Raw genomic sequence first — 15565 nt, 5'->3', positions numbered from 1 at the left:
GTCTTGTTGGCCCGTGGACATGGATGTCATCGGGCGCCATAAAAACAGGCGCTCATGGCGCCAATTGATTACAGACACGGTCATGTGCCTGAAGGGTTGGCTGAAATACACAAAAATCCGAGCAAATGTCAACTCTTGTACATGAGATTCACTATAGACGAGCCGGAAAATGAGGATCAAACAGACGCTAATGTTAAAAAGAAGTTGTTTCGATGCCAGCTCAGGAAAACTTTACTGGCATAACGAAAATTTGTGAGAATCGATTCTATTTAACAAAGGGCGTCTATGAAGCGCGGATCGGTCGGATACGGGTCACATGGCCCATTTTACGGCCTGAACGGACTTCTTTTTTGCCATAAAGATGCAGAACTGCGTTCGGCTCGGAAAGTATGGCTGGGATCTGTTCTACATCATCCCCGATTAGATTTTCCATTACGCAGTCAGAATGGCGGTTTGTGTTGCCTAAGGGCAGGCCAGCGACTGCGCGGATATGTTGTTCAAACTGCGAGATTGCGCATGCAGCTTCCGTCCAATGACCGGAATTATGGACGCGTGGAGCAAATTCATTTGCAAGCAGGCTTCCATCTTCAAGAACGAAGAATTCAAGCCCAAGGACGCCAACATAATCGAGAGCATGCAGTAATTTTTCTGCCGCGCCTCTGGCTGCTTCGGCAGTCTTTTCAGAAATTTTGGCCGGCACTGTAGAGGTCGCGAGGATGCCATCTTTATGGACATTCTCAGCTATATCGAAGATTGCGATATCTCCATAGCGGTCACGGGCAGCGATAACTGAAACTTCGCGTTCGAAAGCAATGAAGCCCTCTAAGATAGCGGGAGCATGATGAATAGCATCCAATGCTTCGCGGGCACGAGCTTCATCAAGTGATTGAAGGCGGACTTGTCCTTTGCCGTCATAACCGAACCGACGCGTCTTTAGGATGCCTTTTTCACCAAGCGCTCCCAAAGCAGCAATTAAAGTTTCTTCGTCATCAACCGAACGCCAGGGAGCAGTTTCAATCCCGCTTTCGTTGAGAAATTGCTTTTCGGCAAATCGATCTTGTGAAATTTCCAGTGCTGCCGGAGGGGGTAAGACAGTTACGGTTTCTGCAAGCTTGTCTGCGGCATTTACCGGCACATTTTCAAACTCATAAGTTACGACATCACAAGCAGCCGCTAGCTCAGCCAGAGCTGCGGGATCATCATAGGCAGCAACAATTTGGCGATTGGCAGTTTGAGCTGCGGGGCAATCGGCTTGAGGTTCAAGAATAATGGTCTGGTAGCCAAGCCGGGCTGCGGCAATGGCAAGCATGCGTCCCAATTGGCCGCCGCCGATAATTCCGATTACTGAACCGGCCGGTAGTGCTTTGTTTGTCATATCAGTTCTTATTCACCTCAGTTCTCATTTGCCGGGCGCTCTGCTACGCTTTCGGTCTGGGCCTGGCGCCATTCATCCAGTCGGGCAGCCAAGGCTTCATCATAAAGTGCCAGTACAGAAGCTGCGAGGAGTGCGGCATTGACAGCGCCTGCGCGGCCAATCGCCAAAGTGCCTACCGGGATTCCCGCGGGCATCTGCACAATCGACAAAAGAGAATCCTGCCCGGAAAGGGCTTTCGATTGAACGGGCACGCCAAATACGGGCAGCGGAGTCATAGAGGCGGTCATCCCGGGCAGATGAGCTGCGCCGCCTGCACCGGCAATTATTACCTTGAAACCCTCGTCGCGGGCGCCCTTAGCAAATGTGACCAGCCGATCGGGGGTGCGATGCGCAGAAACAATCCGCGTATCAAATGTGATTCCCAATGCATCCAGGGTATCGGCCGCGTGGCGCATGGTTTCCCAATCGGTCTGGCTACCCATAATGATCGCGACGTCTGCGCTACCGCTCATTTTTTGCTCCGGATTATTGGTTTGATGAAACTCATGGGGAAATAAGCCGGAAAATCCAGCCTATGCAGGCACTAAACAGCTCAGGCGATTATGTCGGGTATCACCTGATCTTCCATATCTTGAAGTTTGTCCTTGATAGCCAGCTTTTTCTTTTTCATACGCTGAATACGTAGCTGGTCGCAGCCCATCGCTATCATCGCATTAATGGCCGCATCAAAATCCGCGTGTTCCTGTTTCAGACGTGCTACGGCCAATCTTATATTGGCCTGTTCCTGATCGGACATGCGGTTTTGCCCCGTATTTTCAGTAATATGTTACTTGCTTTCTTGTCGCTTTTTTAAAACGCTGAAAGCCTACGATAAGGATGCCATAACACATTTTTTATGTCACGAAAATGCTGCCACGACAAATTCGACATTCTGTCAGACTCGTGCCAAACTGTCATTGTTCTGTCATGGAACGACAGACGCGAAGCTGTTGTTTAGGTCAGCCGTCCCGCATGGCTTGAGTGCAGCGGGGGAAAGCGGATGAGTGTGCGGTTGCGCTGCACGGTTCATCTGACGCGAAACAAGCAAAGGAGAAATGATGATGACTATTGAGTCCCATCTTGCCACGCTCGAAAAGAAGCACGGCGCTCTGGAAAAGGAAATTTCCGATGCCATGGCGTCACCGGCAACGGACAACCTTCACGTCGCATCTCTGAAGCGCAAAAAGCTCATGCTTAAAGAGCAGATTGAAAAGCTGAAATCCCAAGGAACTCGCCACTAGTAATCCGGAAAACCAGACTTAACGAGGGGCTAACAACATATTACGTTAGCACTTTTATAGATACTGGCGGCTGTCCCGCAGCCGCCTTCTATTAACTTTTGACCAAAGCAGGCTGTCTGCGCTCAGCTATCAGCCTCTGCTCTTGGATCGAGATTAAGGACCTCCTGAGTCGTGCCTCGACTTGATGGCATGCTCTTGAAATTGTCTTTTTCAGATTGCGGCACCGATGCGCGTTTGCGATAGCGAAACATGGCGAAGGCTGTAATTAAAATATGCGCTATAGCCGTGACTGCAAAAAGCGCTGAAGGCCACAAAACGCTCATAGATAGCGCGCCAAGCAGGGGGCCTAGCATGGTCCCGAACCCGTAAAGCAGAAGCAGTCCTCCGGAAACTTTTACGAAATTTTCGGATGATGCGTGGTCGTTGGCGTGGGCGACTGCAACCGGGTAAAGTGCATAAGCGAGAGCGCCATAAAAACCGGCCGTTATGATGATGAAGGTGCCACTTGTTGGTCTGACTAAAAAAGCAAACAGGCCGACAAGCGCTGCGAGCCCGCCAACTCCTGCCAAAACAAAACGCCGGTCCACCAAATCGGATATGCGCCCGACTGGAATTTGCATCAATGCGCCAGATGCGATGGTTACGCTGACCATGATTGCAATTTCAGTTGTCGAAATTCCTGATTGTGCTCCGTAAACGGCGCCCAAGGTTCCCCATGCTCCATTGGCGATCCCTATCAGCATGCAACCAATGAAAGCAGCAGGTGAATTGCGGTAAAGAACTTTTAGATCAAGCCGGACTTCTGTGAGAGGTTTAGGGCTGACGGCTGTTGAAATCGCAGTGGGAATAAGTGCCAGACAAAAGAAAATGCCGGTGATCATGAATAGGTGATCATTACGAATGTCACCCACCGAGACGAGCATTTGCCCTCCCATGGTGGCTCCATAATTGACCATCATATAGAGGCCAAAAATCCTACCGCGGGATTCGTTGGTTGCGCGCTCATTCAGCCAGCTTTCAATCACCATAAAGGCGCCAGCCATGGCAAATCCGGTGAATGCACGCAAGATAATCCAGACTGTGGCTTCAACATAGATGCCTGATAGCAAAGCGATGACCGCCGCACTGGCCGCGAAGCAGCCAAATGCGCGCACATGGCCTACGCGGCGCACTAGCCTGGGTGCAAAAATACAGCCGGCGACAAAGCCGCCAGCCCAAGTCGTGCCAAGCATGCCCAGCGAGGTTACCGAAAAACCTTCAAGGTCTCCACGTAGCGGGAGGAGCAAACCGTGCAGACCGGATGCAATCAGAAGAAATGCTGTTCCGCACAGAAGTGCGAGAACCTGAATGTAAATTCGCAAAAGTTTGATCCCGGAGTTTCGTCGTTGGTGGTGTGGAGATTATCCGTTTGGTTTAACTATAGAATAGTTTTACAAACGGAAAAGCGCCTCGGCTGCTGCTCGGCTGTCGCCTTTTTTGATTCTTTCTGCTTTCAGACGCTCTATTTCCGCCTCAAGAATGGCGATGTGTTGATCGATTTCGGGCAGGGAGAGAAGAGCTAGTTCGTCTTCGCTCAAAATCAGAGTTTCGCGGGGCTTCCCCCCTTCTTCATCAAAGCCGCTCATGTCCGTTCTCCTGAGGCGATGATTACCGCGCACCGATAACAATTACACTGGTTGAATCTTGGCATATATATTTACGAAAATCGATCATGATTTCCCTCATCGGATATTGTGCCTATATGGGTGGAAATAATACAGGAGATGGATGCTTATGGCCGCGATGCCAAACGAAATGACAGTGATAGAGATTGCTGCGCCCGGGGGAGCAAATATGCTGCGACCAGCGCAACGTGCTCTACCCGAGGTAAAAGCAGGAGAAATTCTGGTTCGTGTTCGTGCAGCAGGAATCAATCGTCCTGACATATTACAAAGGCAGGGTCATTATCCGCCGCCACCGGGTGCATCCGATATTCCGGGGTTGGAAATAGCAGGTGAAGTGGTTGCTGTGGGTGAAGGGGGCGGGCGCTTTCGTCCCGGTGACCAAGTAGTAGCCCTGTTGGCGGGCGGGGGATATGCGGAATATGCGGCGGTACATGAAAGCAATGCTTTGCCGCTTCCGGCCGGTTACGGATATATTGAAGCGGCAGCTCTTCCCGAAACTTTTTTCACCGTTTGGCACAATGTGTTCCAGCGCGGGGGCCTCAAAAGCGGTGAAACTTTGCTGATTCATGGCGGGTCGTCAGGGATTGGAACCACCGCAATTCAGCTTGGTAAGGCTTTTGGTGCAAATGTTATAGCAACAGCGGGCAGCAAAGAAAAATGCGATGCATGCCTTAAGCTTGGCGCTGATCATGTCGTTAATTATCGAGAGGATGATTATGTGACATTGGTAAAAGATGTAACCGCAGGAAAAGGCGCAGATGTCATTCTCGATATGGTTGGCGGGGACTATGTTGAGCGCAATTTGAAAGCCGCTGCGGAAGACGGGCGCATTGTGCAAATTGCGTTTTTGAACGGGATAAAAGCAACGATCAATATTGGTCGGCTTATGACGAAGCGGCTTACGCTCACCGGTTCTACGCTGAGGCCCCGACCTGTTGCTGTGAAAGCCGAGATTGCGCGGGAGTTGGAAGCGAAAGTCTGGCCACTTCTTGCCGAACGGCGCGTCGCGCCGGTTATGGATATGATTTTCTCACTCAAAGATGCATGGCGAGCGCATGAGCGCATGGAAGGTGGAAGTCACATCGGTAAAATTGTGCTTGATGTTGCGTGAATGGTATTGGCCATTCAACAATGGGGGCAAGTGAAGCTGTTTCTTGCTCTGGAAGTAAAAAAAATATATATAAGCCATAATTTCCTGGAAATTGTGGTTTTTCCCACGGCCCGCGCCACCGGAGCGGACGAACAAGAGGATTATATCTAATGGCCAACCAGCTTCTTATGCCGAAAGCAACGGCCGTCTGGCTTGTCGATAATACGGCGCTATCGTTTGATCAGATTGCAGCTTTCTGCAAATTACACCCGCTTGAGGTCAAAGCTATCGCTGATGGCGAGGCTTCTCAGGGTATTAAAGGACTTGATCCAATTATCACTGGACAGCTTTCGCGTGAAGAAATTGCGAAGGCTGAAAAGGATGTCAATCATCGCCTTAAATTGTCTGAGCCGAAAGTTCGCGTTCCCGAATCAAAGCGTAAGGGTCCGCGCTATACGCCGCTTTCCAAGCGCCAGGACCGTCCAAATGCGATTCTCTGGCTGGTTCGCAATCATCCCGAACTTAAAGACGCACAGATTTCGCGTCTGATCGGAACAACCAAGTCAACTATTGAGCAGATTCGCAACCGCACGCACTGGAATTCGGCAAATCTTACGCCGATGGATCCGGTGACATTGGGCCTTTGCTCTCAGATTGATCTGGATCTTGAAGTTGATCGTGCTGCGCGCAACCGTCCTGCCACGACTGATGACAGCACGCTTCTGCCCGCATCGGCTACCGAAAATCTTGATTTTCGCGATGAAGTTCCGTCAGAAGAAGAGGAGCTGGACGCGGATAAGGTTTTCGCGAAGCTGTCTTCCCTTCAAGGTTCACGGGACGATGAAGAAGAGCAAGAATAATCGTGATTTTCTTGTAAAAAAAGCCCGGTTCGCCGGGCTTTTTGCTATTTTAAAGAAGTGGATCAGCCTTTCAACGGAAAGCGTATCCAATACTAGTTTCATGATATTGGATGAGTGGAAAGGGCTTCATGCTCAACTATAAGCCAGCCCTATATGTCGATCACGCAAGACGAAGCTGATCTCGTCAAGGATGACGGGATCGTCAATTGTTGCTGGCATGTTCCATTCTTCGCCATCAGCAATTTTTTGGATCGTAGAGCGAAGTATTTTTCCTGATCGTGTTTTCGGCAGTCTTTTTACTGCCAAAACGTAGCGAAAAGCTGCAACGGGTCCAATCTTTTCCCGCACGAGCGCCACACACTCGGTTTCAACCTCGCTGACGGGGCGATCAATATTGGATTTCAAAACGATAAAACCACAGGGCACTTGTCCTTTAAGCTTATCAGAAATGCCCAAAACGGCACATTCCGCTACGTCGGGATGGCTTGAGAGCACTTCTTCCATAGCTCCAGTGGATAGGCGATGGCCTGCGACATTGATGATGTCGTCGGTGCGGCTCATTATATAGAGATAACCATCCTCATCCATGAAACCGGCATCCGCGGTTTTGTAATAACCGGGAAACTCAGAAAGATAAGCGCTTCGAAAGCGTTCATCTGCGTTCCACAAGGTCGGCAGACAGCCCGGCGGTAGCGGAAGTTTGATGACGATATTGCCCAGTTGCCCGCGCTCTACTTCATTTCCTTCATCATCAAGCACCTTGATATCGTAACCGGGCAGGCAGACAGTGGGCGAGCCATATTTTAGCTCTAAGAGCCCCAGACCTAAAGGATTGGCAGCGATTGGCCAGCCGCTTTCCGTTTGCCACCAGTGATCGATCACAGGGCGATGCAGCAGATCTTCTGCCCAGCGAATTGTGTCGGGATCGGCGCGCTCGCCTGCCAGAAATAATGCCCGAAGCTTGGAGAGGTCATATTGTTTGACGAATGATCCGTCGGCATCTTCTCTTTTAATGGCACGAAGGGCGGTCGGGGCGGTGAACATTACCTCTACGCCATGATCAGAAGCCACGCGCCAATAGGTTCCTGCGTCGGGTGTTCCGACCGGCTTTCCCTCAAAAAGAATGGTTGTCGCGCCAACAAGCAGTGGTGCATAGACAATATAAGAATGGCCCACCACCCAGCCGACATCAGATGCGGTCCAGAAAACCTGTCCTTCCTTAACGTCAAAAACATGCTGCATTGACCAGGTCAGAGCCACCATATGTCCGCCATTGTCGCGAACTACCCCTTTGGGTTTTCCGGTCGTTCCGGAAGTATAAAGCACATAGAGTGGATCGGTGGCTTTAACCGGCGTGCAGGGAATGTGGCGTCCGCGAGCTGCTTCTACTGCGGATTTGTAATCGATATCCCGGCCTTCCACCAATTCGCTCGTATGTTCGGGGCGCTGGAGAATGATGCAGCGAGGAACCTTGTGGGTTGCTTGGTCTAACGCCTTATCCAGCATGACTTGATAGGGCACCACACGTGATGGCTCGATACCGCAGGAGCTGGCAATAATCAGACATGGTTTAGCGTCATCAATGCGTGATGCGAGTTCATTTGCCGCAAAGCCGCCAAATACAACCGAATGTATTGCGCCAATTCGCGCACAAGCCAGCATAGATATTACGGCTTCAGGAACCATCGGCATATAAATCAAGACAAGGTCGCCAGTCTTCACGCCCTCATCAATCATGACCGCAGAGAGTGCTTCTACTTCTTCGAGCAGTTCACGATAAGTGATCTTGCGTATGCTGCTGGTGACCGGACTTTCATAGATTAGGGCGGTTAGATCACCTTTGCCTTTTGCTACATGCCGATCCAGCGCATTGTGGCAAGTATTGGTTTCAGCGCCGATAAACCAGCGGCCATAAACACCCTGATCGGGCGAAAACACCTTATCCCAGGGCCTAAACCAATCTATTGCATTTGCGGCCTCCGCCCAGAAACCTTCTGGGTCCTTTCTCCAGCCTGCATAGGTCTCGGCATATTTTGAAGTCATGCTGTCTCCTCCAGAACGCGGGCCTGGCCATCTCTTCCAGATGAAAAGGCGCGCCTAATGACCTTGAGATCAGTTTATGCAGAGCCAAGTACTCGCGTCTATCATTTTAAGTTGGAGGCTCAAAAATCATTCTTCAAATTGATGTTGCTTGCAGCTTCTGTCTGATTGCGGCACAAAGAGAGTTTGGAATTAAGGCTGGCTATGACGAAAATATTTCCCGTATTGCTTCTGACGCTGATGGGCCTGCACCTTATCAAGCCGCTCGGACTGCCTGGTTTGAAACGGCGGGGTGATTTTTGGAAAATAGCGCTTGCTGCCCTGTTGATGATGTCAATGATCGTCGGATTTCATTTTTGGGAGGCATAAATTCGCCCGACTGTCACGGCATTACCGCAGAAAGTTTTTAACGAAAGCGCGGGGCTGCGCCATTTATTGGCGGGACATAGGGAGAGAAAATGCGACGGGTTCTGATAAAACTTTCGCGGCTATTGGTCGTGTTGATGATCGTGCTATCTCCGGCCAGTATCCGTGCCGAAAGCATCAATGCCGGAAACCGAGAAGCCCGAGAAGAGCTACCATTTCATATTTCGGCAATAGCTGAATTTGATACGCCCTGGGCGATCGCGTTTTTGCCGGATGAGCGCATTCTACTCACCGAAAAAGGCGGGAAAATTTTCATTGTCACGCAAAATGGTGAAAAGACAGAAGTAAGCGGCGTTCCGGAAGTGGCGTTTAGCGGGCAGAACGGATTGCTGGATATTGCGCCTTCTCCAGATTTCAACAAAAGCAGAGCCATTTACTTCACCTTCAACGCACCGGCTCGCGGGGGAAGCCGAGTAATGCTGGTGCGGGCAATTTTGAAGGAAGAGGATGGAAAGGCATGGCTTGAAGACCGGGCTGCAATCTGGGAACAGAGTGTTGCGGCCAAAGGTGGGCAACCGGGCGGCATTATCGCTTTTTCTCCCGATGAAAAATATCTTTTTCTTTCTCTTGGCGACCGAATGGACCCTGCAACCGCGCAAGATGATAATGCGCCTATGGGAAAAATTCTGCGTATGAATCTTGATGGTTCGGCTCCAGCCGATAATCCATATGCAGAGGACGAAGGTATTAAGGCGCTCACTTGGTCCAAAGGGCACCGCAACCCATATGGTCTTGCATTTTCTGCCGATGGAAAATTATGGGAACATGAGATGGGGCCACGCGGCGGAGACGAGTTTAATCTCATTCAACCCGGCGCGAATTATGGGTGGCCGCTCGTTTCCAATGGAGATAATTATAGCGGACGGCCCATCCCACGTCATAATACGCGTCCTGAATTTGAAGCGCCGCCCTTATTCTGGACGCCGATGATCGCACCAGCTGGTTTGGCGTTCTACAAGGGTAAGATGTTTGCTGATTGGGAAGGGTCTGCGCTTATCGGCGCGCTGGCCGGTATGGCATTGGTGCGGGTTGATATCGATAGTGACGGGCAGCCGGATGAGACGGAGAGATTTACGATGGAAAATCGTATCCGCGATGTGGCAGTCGCTTCCGATGGTGCGATCTGGCTGATTGAAGATGATAATCCGGGCCGGTTGCTAAGGCTTACGCCCAAAGAATAATTACTGCGTTTTGGAAAGATAAGGCCCGGTAAAACCGGGCCATTTGTTTATTTTTTCAGAACATCCACGCCGGGAAGAGGTTTGCCTTCCATCCATTCCAAGAATGCACCGCCAGCGGTTGAGATATAAGTAAAATCATCGGCGACGCCTGCATGATTAAGTGCTGCGACTGTATCACCGCCGCCACCGACAGAGACGAGTTTTCCAGCTTTGGTACGTTGGGCCACATGTTTTGCCGTGCGAACGGTTGCTGCATCAAATGGGCGAAGCTCAAATGCACCAAGCGGACCGTTCCAGATCAGCGTTGCAGCGTCGTCGATTGCCGAGGCAATCAAATCTGTCGATAGGCTGCCTGCATCCAAAATCATGCCGTCCGCAGGAATGCCATCAATGCCGAATGTTTGATTGGGCGTATCGGCTGCAAAATGCCAGCCCACCACTGCGTCCACTGGCAAAATGATAGCGCATTTGGTTTTTTCAGCTTTAGCCATGATCTCACGCGCTGTTGGTGCAAGATCGTGTTCGCAAAGGGATTTGCCAACTGCGTGTCCTTGAGCGGCCAGGAATGTATTGGCCATGCCGCCACCAATCACCAGCGCGTCTACCTTTTCCACCAGATTGGAAAGAAGATCGAGCTTGGTTGAAACCTTTGCGCCGCCGACGATCGCCACGACAGGGCGGGCAGGTTGGCCAAGGCCTTTTTCAAGCGCTTCAAGTTCAGCCTGCATGGCGCGGCCAGCAAAGGCAGGCAGCACATGAGCCAGCCCTTCGGTTGAAGCATGCGCGCGATGAGCCGCGGAAAAAGCGTCATTGACATAGAGATCGCCATTGGCAGCCAGTGCCTTGACGAAATCGGTGTCATTTTTTTCTTCGCCTTTATGGAAGCGGGTATTTTCGAGAAGCAAGACCTCGCCATCATTGAGCGCGTCAACGGCTTCTTTGGCTTTCTCGCCAATGCAATCTTGCGCAAAATGCACGGGCTGGCCGAGCATTTCAGAAAGCGGTTCCACTACCTGGCTGAGAGAGTTTTCTTGCGTTGCCACGCCCTTTGGACGGCCAAAATGGGCGAGCAAAATAACTTTGGCGCCTTTTTTCGTTAGTTCCTCAACGGTCGGTATAATACGCTCGATGCGAGTCTGGTCGGTGACTTTACCATCGGCCATCGGCACATTGAGATCCACTCGAACCAGAACCCGTTTTGATTTGACGTCTGCATCATCCAGAGTGCGGAAATCCATCGGCATATCCTCGAATGTCATTAACAGTGAAAACGCCCCTCGTAGCGAGGGGCGTTCTTAATCAGATCAGTTTGCCGAAAGCAACGGCAGTATCGCTCATGCGGCTGGAGAAACCCCACTCATTGTCATACCATGACAGAATGCGCACCATGGTGCCGTCCATGACCTTGGTCTGGTCCATATGGAAGACCGAGGAATGCGAATCATGGTTGAAGTCGTGAGAGACAAGCGGTTCGTCTGTGTAGCCCAAAATGCCCTTCAAGCGGCCATTGGCAGCTTCACGGATCGCATTGTTGATTTCCTCAACAGAGGTTTCACGCTTGGCGATGAAAGTCAGATCAACAACGGAAACATTTGGGGTCGGAACGCGGATTGCAACGCCGTCAAGCTTGCCTTTGAGTTCTGGAAGAACCAGGCCAACAGCCTTTGCAGCACCGGTCGATGTCGGGATCATGGAAAGCGCCGCTGCGCGGGCGCGGTAGAGATCCTTGTGCATCGTGTCGAGTGTTGGTTGGTCACCCGTATAGGAGTGGATCGTGGTCATAAAGCCTTTTTCGATGCCGATGGCTTCATTGAGAACCTGCGCAACGGGAGCAAGGCAGTTAGTCGTGCAAGACGCGTTTGAAATGACCTGATGTTCGCTGCTAAGCTTGTCATGGTTGACGCCATAAACAACGGTCAGATCAGCGCCATCGGCAGGAGCTGAAACGATTACGCGCTTTGCGCCAGCTTCAAGATGGAGTGCTGCCTTATCGCGACTGGTAAAGATACCGGTGCATTCAAGGGCAATATCGACGCCTTCTTCCTTCCATGGCAGTTCTGCCGGGTTGCGCACAGCATGAACCTTGATCGGGCCATAGCCAACATCAATCGTATCGCCTTCGACCTTTACTTCCTGCGGGAAGCGACCATGGATGCTGTCATAGCGCAGCAGATGCGCATTGGTTTCCACTGGACCAAGATCGTTGATTGCGACGACCTGAATATCGGTGCGGCCAGATTCGACGATAGCGCGAAGAATATTACGGCCGATGCGGCCAAAACCATTGATAGCGACGCGGACTGCCATTTTCAAAATCTCCGGACTGGGTTTTTTCTAAATGAGATGCTTCAGCCAATTATGTGGGTAAAGCTGGCTGGAAAACAAACGCCGGCGTTGTGGTTTCGCCGGCGTTTTAACATTAAGCGGCGGAATTAAGTTTCTTTTCAGCAGCTTCGGCAGCATGTTCGGCTGTGATGCCAAAATGCTTGTAGAGATCGCTAATCTCGCCCGATGCGCCAAAGCCCTTCATTCCAATGAAGATGCCATCTTCGCCAATGAAGCGGTCCCAGCCCAGCGAAATGGCTGCTTCAATTGCAAGCTTCACAGGCGCATTGCCAAGGATAGCTTGCTTATAGCTGTCGCTCTGCTCTTCAAAAAGCTCGAAACATGGAACCGAAACAACACGGGTCGCAATGCCTTTAGCTTCAAGAAGATCACGCGCTTTCAGAGCAATTTCAACTTCGGAGCCGGTCGCAAAAATTGTGACTTTTGCTTCGCTGCTTGCGGCTGCAAGCTCATAGGCACCATAGCCACAGAGATTTTCTTCACTGTGCTCCGTGCGAACGACGGGCAAGTTCTGGCGCGTCAAAGCCAAAGTCGAAGGGGTTTTCTTCGACTTAAGGGCAAGCTGCCAGCACTCAGCCGCTTCCACTGCGTCCGCAGGGCGGAATACGTTGTGGTTGGGAATGGCACGCAATGCCGCCAGATGCTCAACGGGCTGGTGAGTTGGACCATCTTCACCAAGTCCGATGGAGTCATGGGTCATAACATAGACAACCCGAATGCCCATCAAAGATGACAGGCGCATGGCCGGGCGGGCATAATCGGAGAATGTCAGGAATGTACCGGAATAGGGGATCAGGCCGCCATGCAGTGCCATACCATTCATTGCGGCTGCCATACCGTGTTCACGAATGCCGTAATGGATGTAACGACCACCGTAATTTTCTGGCGTAACAGCGAGGGTTTGGCTGGTCTTGGTGTTGTTGGAACCGGTCAGGTCGGCTGAGCCGCCGATGGTTTCAGGTACAACGCCATTGATGACTTCCAGCGCCATTTCGGACGATTTGCGAGTAGCGACTTTCGGCTTATCGGCGGAAAGCTTCTTTTTATACTCATTGATGGCTTCATCGAAACCAACCGGAAGGTCACCGCGCATGCGGCGTTCAAATTCTGCACGGGTCTCAGGAGCGGCGGCAGCAAAGCGCTTTTCCCATTCCTGACGCTTTTTAGCGGCATTGAGGCCGGCAACGCGCCATGCGTCCAAGACTTCTGAAGGCACAACAAATGGTTCAGCCGACCAGCCAAGAGCCTTGCGGGTTGCTGCGACTTCTTCTGCTCCCAGCGGAGAGCCATGGACTTTATTGGTGCCTGCCCGGTTGGGCGAGCCGAAACCAATTGTCGTTTTGCAAGCGATTAGGGTTGGGCGATCAGAAACTTTCGCCTGTTCGATTGCTTTTGCGATTGCTTCTTGGTCGTGACCATCAACTGCCAGCGTATTCCAGCCAGAAGCTGCAAAGCGGGCCGGCTGATCGGTATTATCAGCAAGCGAGATCGGGCCATCAATGGAGATGTTGTTGTCATCCCAGAAAACGATAAGCTTGTTGAGCTTGAGATGACCGGCAAGCGCAATGGCTTCCTGGCTGATGCCTTCCATAAGGCAGCCGTCGCCTGCAATCACATAGGTGTAGTGATCAACAAGGCTGTCACCGAATTGCGCATTCAGAATGCGCTCGGAAAGCGCCATGCCTACGGCGTTGGCAATACCTTGGCCAAGGGGCCCGGTGGTTGTTTCGATGCCTGCTGCATAGCCATATTCAGGATGGCCCGCTGTGCGTGAACCGAGCTGGCGGAAATTCTTGATTTCATCAATGGTGATGTCTTCATAGCCCGAAAGGTAGAGCAGCGAATAAAGCAGCATCGACCCGTGACCGGCAGAAAGCACGAAGCGGTCGCGATCCGGCCAATGCGGATTCTGCGGATCGTGCGAAAGGAAACGGGTGAAAAGGGTTGTAGCAATATCGGCTGCACCCATGGGCAGGCCGGGATGGCCGGAATTGGCTTTCTCGACCGCATCAATCGAGAGAAAGCGGATTGCGTTAGCCATCTGGTTCTGTTTGTCGGAATTCGTCATGGTCTCAGCCGTCTTTCCATAGAGGGTTTAACGGGGTTGCGGCGATGCCTATTGTCAAACACGGTGTATCGGTTGCGCATTGCAAAGCCTTTCACGTGCGGACAAAGGGCACGGGGACACATAGCACCTGAGCATTAGGAGTCAATAAACCGATGAGTTTTGAACTATAAACGCTGTGTGATTGCTCAAAACTAAGATGTTTGAGGTGTGAGCAAGCCGTTGGAAAATGTTTTTTGAGCGGATAACAGTGTATGAACTGCCGGTTGTGCCCCTCATTTGTTGCTTATCTTGGAGCTGATTATTACAGTTCTGCGAAAGGAACCCGTTCAAGAGGCGCGATTCGCCAACTGTAATGCTGCGCGGATGGGTGGATTTTAACGGTCTTGATTTCACGCGGTGTGCTCTGGGAAAAATATCGGCATGCTTGCGGAATTCATTGGGTGATAATGTCCCTATGGGGGTGATAATATCCCTTTGGTCTGAAAGATGCTAACGGCGTTTGCTTCCAAGAGACGCAAATTCAAGACGGGCACTGGAAAGGATGTGAATGGCACCCGAAACAACCCTCAGGCAAGTCCTGGAAAGGCTGGAAAAGGCTCTCAATACGCTTGAAGAAGCGGTTGACTTGCGGCTGGACAAGGAAGGCGATTTTGCCGAAGCTGAGGAAGAGGTGCAGCGTATGAACGCTGATCGCAGCCGCCTCGCGCAAGAACTTGATCAGTCGGAAGCACGCGCCGAACGTCTGGAAGCTGCTAACCGCGAAGTGTCGCGTCGGCTTGTCACGGCAATGGAGACAATCCGCGCCGTTTTGGATCGATAGAGGGGTTTTATGGCAACTGTAACCGTTATCATTGACGGCAAATCCTACCGGATGGCATGTGATGAGGGTCAAGAAGAACATCTTGCCAGTCTTGCTGCCCGGCTTGATCAGTATGTCACCCATCTCAAATCCTCTTTCGGGGAAATAGGCGATCTTCGGTTGACTGTCATGGCGGGCATAATGATTATTGATGAGCTTAATGAGGCACATAAGCGCATCAAAAATCTGGAGAGTGAGGTGGAAACGCTACGTCGCTCGCGCGATGAAGCTGTTACCAGCGCCGACCGTAACGATGCGATGGTGACCGATATGTTATCGGAAGTCGCGCTACGGATCGAACAGGCCGCGGCGCGTATTCTGCCATCACCAAATTCGTAAATAGACTTATATATTTCTGGTAAAAAACACCTATTGT

Annotated in this window: 16 protein-coding genes; 7 read left to right on the top strand and 9 right to left on the bottom strand. The window is 51.3% G+C overall.

The window, feature by feature from the left end:
• Positions 1-283 precede the first annotated feature (283 nt).
• The 3 genes from C7374_RS07680 to C7374_RS07670 form a co-directional block, all read right to left on the bottom strand.
• Positions 284-1375 carry a 5-(carboxyamino)imidazole ribonucleotide synthase gene (locus C7374_RS07680; RefSeq protein ID WP_111575043.1) on the bottom strand — a complete coding sequence of 364 codons (1092 nt, stop codon included), beginning with the start codon at positions 1373-1375 and terminating at the stop codon, positions 284-286.
• 17 nt (positions 1376-1392) lie between these two features.
• Positions 1393-1887 (bottom strand): 5-(carboxyamino)imidazole ribonucleotide mutase, encoded by a 495-nt coding sequence (gene purE / locus C7374_RS07675; protein ID WP_111575042.1) that lies wholly within the window; start codon positions 1885-1887, stop codon positions 1393-1395.
• A gap of 80 nt (positions 1888-1967) precedes the next feature.
• Positions 1968-2171: a YdcH family protein gene (locus C7374_RS07670; protein WP_111575041.1), complete on the bottom strand. Its 204-nt coding sequence runs from the start codon at positions 2169-2171 to the stop codon at positions 1968-1970.
• A 301-nt stretch (positions 2172-2472) separates the two neighbouring features.
• Between C7374_RS07670 and C7374_RS07665 the strand changes: the two genes are divergently transcribed.
• Positions 2473-2655 (top strand): YdcH family protein, encoded by a 183-nt coding sequence (locus C7374_RS07665; protein WP_210205097.1) that lies wholly within the window; start codon positions 2473-2475, stop codon positions 2653-2655.
• Positions 2656-2777: 122 nt separating this feature from the next.
• Here the strand turns inward: C7374_RS07665 and C7374_RS07660 are convergent, their stop codons facing one another.
• Positions 2778-4016: an MFS transporter gene (locus C7374_RS07660; RefSeq protein WP_111575040.1), complete on the bottom strand. Its 1239-nt coding sequence runs from the start codon at positions 4014-4016 to the stop codon at positions 2778-2780.
• 69 nt (positions 4017-4085) lie between these two features.
• Positions 4086-4280, bottom strand: a complete 195-nt coding sequence (locus C7374_RS07655; protein WP_111575039.1) for a DUF1192 family protein — start codon at positions 4278-4280, stop codon at positions 4086-4088.
• A 142-nt stretch (positions 4281-4422) separates the two neighbouring features.
• On the opposite strand from C7374_RS07655, the gene C7374_RS07650 reads away from it, so the two are divergent.
• Together C7374_RS07650 and C7374_RS07645 are read left to right on the top strand one after the other, a co-directional pair.
• Positions 4423-5430 carry an NAD(P)H-quinone oxidoreductase gene (locus C7374_RS07650; protein WP_111575038.1) on the top strand — a complete coding sequence of 336 codons (1008 nt, stop codon included), beginning with the start codon at positions 4423-4425 and terminating at the stop codon, positions 5428-5430.
• 149 nt (positions 5431-5579) lie between these two features.
• Positions 5580-6269, top strand: a complete 690-nt coding sequence (locus C7374_RS07645) for a DUF1013 domain-containing protein (protein WP_111575037.1) — start codon at positions 5580-5582, stop codon at positions 6267-6269.
• Between the two features lie 132 nt (positions 6270-6401).
• Here C7374_RS07645 and C7374_RS07640 read toward each other — a convergent pair whose 3' ends face one another.
• Positions 6402-8312 (bottom strand): propionyl-CoA synthetase, encoded by a 1911-nt coding sequence (locus tag C7374_RS07640; protein ID WP_111575036.1) that lies wholly within the window; start codon positions 8310-8312, stop codon positions 6402-6404.
• Positions 8313-8513: 201 nt separating this feature from the next.
• On the opposite strand from C7374_RS07640, the gene C7374_RS16160 reads away from it, so the two are divergent.
• Together C7374_RS16160 and C7374_RS07635 are read left to right on the top strand one after the other, a co-directional pair.
• The gene (locus C7374_RS16160) at positions 8514-8678 is read left to right on the top strand and encodes a hypothetical protein (RefSeq protein ID WP_170130225.1); all 165 of its coding nucleotides are present in this window, start codon (positions 8514-8516) and stop codon (positions 8676-8678) included.
• Between the two features lie 89 nt (positions 8679-8767).
• Complete coding sequence (locus C7374_RS07635) at positions 8768-9916, top strand: PQQ-dependent sugar dehydrogenase (RefSeq protein ID WP_111575035.1); 1149 nt, start codon at positions 8768-8770, stop codon at positions 9914-9916.
• Positions 9917-9963: 47 nt separating this feature from the next.
• Here C7374_RS07635 and C7374_RS07630 read toward each other — a convergent pair whose 3' ends face one another.
• The 3 genes from C7374_RS07630 to tkt form a co-directional block, all read right to left on the bottom strand.
• Positions 9964-11154, bottom strand: coding sequence for a phosphoglycerate kinase (locus C7374_RS07630; RefSeq protein WP_111575034.1), 1191 nt, complete (start codon positions 11152-11154; stop codon positions 9964-9966).
• Positions 11155-11215: 61 nt separating this feature from the next.
• Positions 11216-12223, bottom strand: coding sequence for a type I glyceraldehyde-3-phosphate dehydrogenase (gene gap, locus C7374_RS07625; RefSeq protein ID WP_111575033.1), 1008 nt, complete (start codon positions 12221-12223; stop codon positions 11216-11218).
• Between the two features lie 112 nt (positions 12224-12335).
• Positions 12336-14330, bottom strand: coding sequence for a transketolase (gene tkt / locus C7374_RS07620; RefSeq protein ID WP_111575032.1), 1995 nt, complete (start codon positions 14328-14330; stop codon positions 12336-12338).
• Positions 14331-14877: 547 nt separating this feature from the next.
• Between tkt and C7374_RS07615 the strand changes: the two genes are divergently transcribed.
• Entirely contained in the window at positions 14878-15150 is a 273-nt protein-coding gene (locus C7374_RS07615; RefSeq protein WP_111575031.1) for a DUF4164 domain-containing protein, read from the top strand.
• A gap of 9 nt (positions 15151-15159) precedes the next feature.
• Positions 15160-15528, top strand: a complete 369-nt coding sequence (locus C7374_RS07610) for a cell division protein ZapA (protein WP_111575030.1) — start codon at positions 15160-15162, stop codon at positions 15526-15528.
• The last annotated feature ends 37 nt before the right edge of the window (positions 15529-15565 follow it).

It is taken from the genome of Falsochrobactrum ovis (genome assembly GCF_003259955.1).
Classification (GTDB): domain Bacteria; phylum Pseudomonadota; class Alphaproteobacteria; order Rhizobiales; family Rhizobiaceae; genus Brucella; species Brucella ovis_A.
This window is presented reverse-complemented; position numbering and strand designations above follow the sequence as displayed.